The organism is Gordonia sp. VNK21 (genome assembly GCF_046098115.1).
In the GTDB taxonomy this organism is placed as follows: domain Bacteria; phylum Actinomycetota; class Actinomycetes; order Mycobacteriales; family Mycobacteriaceae; genus Gordonia.
Genome location: NZ_JBJURU010000011.1, coordinates 51,560 through 53,510 on the forward strand (window position 1 = coordinate 51,560; position 1,951 = coordinate 53,510).

Consider the following 1,951-nt stretch of genomic DNA (forward strand, 5'->3'; position numbering starts at 1 on the left):
CTTCCACCTCAGCAACGCCGTGTTCCACAGGCTGGAGCTGGTCGGACACCTTGTGCCGCAACGACTCCCCCTTCAGCTCGCCCTGCCACATGCCGTGCCGCCAGTCCTGCTCCAGGCCGTAGCCGGTGCCGATCCCCAGATAGTTCGCCAGCACCGGCTCGCAGGCCACGGTGGTCGTCGCCCCCGACGGCTTGACGAAGCGCAGCTCGGCCGACGACGCCTCGCGGGTGCCGGGCAGAAAGCTCACCCGGTGCTCGACCCGGCCCAGCCATTCCGGTGCCCGGCCGGGGTCGTCCCACACCCGCCGTGCGTCGCCCATGATGCGTTCGCCCTCGCGGGTCTCCTGCACCACCACGACCACGGCGAAGCCGGCGAAGCGCATCACCGAGTAGATCCAGAAGAAGGTGGTGGCGTCCGGTTCGGCGGCCCGGCGGCCCGGCGGCTCGGCCTCGCCGACCGGCCGCACACCCCACGACCGGTCGCGATTGCCGCGCCAGTGCTGCGGGTCGACGTCGAAATCGGCGCCGTCGACGGTCAGCGACCCCGACCAGCGTCCGGTCTGCACGAAGCGCATGGTGTCGAAGGTGACCCGTTCGAGCTGGCGCTGGAAGTGCCGGGGTTCGAGCACGGCCGGCGAGTCCGCGGTGAACTCCAGATCGAAGGACAGGTCGCCGTGGCCGGGGTCGAGGACCAGGTGCAGCCGCTGCAGGCCCTCGAGCACCTCGATGCGCAGCGGGCCGATCTGCAGATCACAGCGGTCGTCGCCGAGCGCCCGCGAGCCGCGCACCACGATGTGCTCGTCGCGCAGCCGGACCACCGCGAAGAAGTCCGCCACCCCCAGGTTCGGGTAGACGCCCAGCCCCAGGATCAGCCACGGCTGGTCCGGGTCGCCGTCGTGGTGGGCGTTGAAGTAGTAGCGGTCGTAGAAGTTGCGGTCCGAGGTGCCCACATGCCGGATCACCTCGGCGACCTGATGGATCGGGTAGTCGTCGAGCGGGGAAAGGCTCACGGCAGCTCCGTCCAGTAGGTTCCGGCCAGCATCGCCTCGAGGGTCGCGCGGTGCATGATCATGTCGTCCGGGTCGTCGGGTTCGACGGCCTGCCCGAAGTGGATGGTACGGGTGGTGACCCGGTACATGACCACGGCGTGGATGAGCGCGGCGTAGAGGGTGTAGAAGTCCATGTGCTGCGGCCGGTAGCCGGTCCGCGCCGCATAGTGGTCGACGACGTCGGCGCGGCGCAGGAAGGACGGCAGCCCGGCCAGACCGGCGGCCACCGTCAGATCCTGGAAGAAGCGGTGGATGAAGATCATCCACGCCACGTCCAGCTCCCGCGGGCCGATCGCCGCCATCTCCCAGTCGAGGACCGCCCGAGGCGCGAAATCGTTCTCGCCGTAGATGATGTTGCCGATCCGGGCGTCGCCCCAGCACAGCACCGGATCGGTCTCCTCCGGCAGATTCTCGAGGATCCAGCCGAAGCCGCGTTCGATCAGCGGGGCCCCGGCCCGGCCGGTGCTGGCCCAGTCGTAGAAGGCGCGCAGCCTCCGGACGTGCGCGGTGAGCGGCGTCTCACCGGGCTGAGGCTGCTCCAGGCCCGCGCCGTCGATCGGGGCGGAATGCACCTGCGCGAGCACGGCGACCGAGTTGCGGGTGAGCTCGGCGCGCTGCGCATCGGAGGCCGCGGTCACCCAGGAGTCGAAGGTGTAGGGCATCACGTCCGGCGGGATGCGGCCGTCCACCCGGGACATCACGAAGAACGGCGCGCCCAGCGGTCCGGTGTCCGGCTCGCACCACAGCAGCTCGGGCAGCGGGACCGCGGTGTGTGCGGCGACGTGGCCGATCACCTGGAACTGTCCGGGCAGATCGTACGACTCGAAGACCGGATCGCTCTGCGCGGACGGTGCGATCCGCACGGCCAGGGCGTGCTCGCTGCCGTCCCAGCGGGCGTCGGCC

2 protein-coding genes are annotated in these 1,951 nt (G+C 70.5%); both read right to left on the reverse strand.

Features of this window, described 5'->3' with window-relative positions; all coding sequences use genetic code 11:
- On the reverse strand, positions 1-1,009 hold a 1,009-nt coding region (locus ACJMNC_RS13180), incomplete at its 3' end, for a hypothetical protein (protein ID WP_408948412.1).
- On the reverse strand, positions 1,006-1,951 hold a 946-nt coding region (locus tag ACJMNC_RS13185), incomplete at its 5' end, for a phosphotransferase family protein (protein ID WP_408948413.1). The genes ACJMNC_RS13180 and ACJMNC_RS13185, both read right to left, overlap by 4 nt.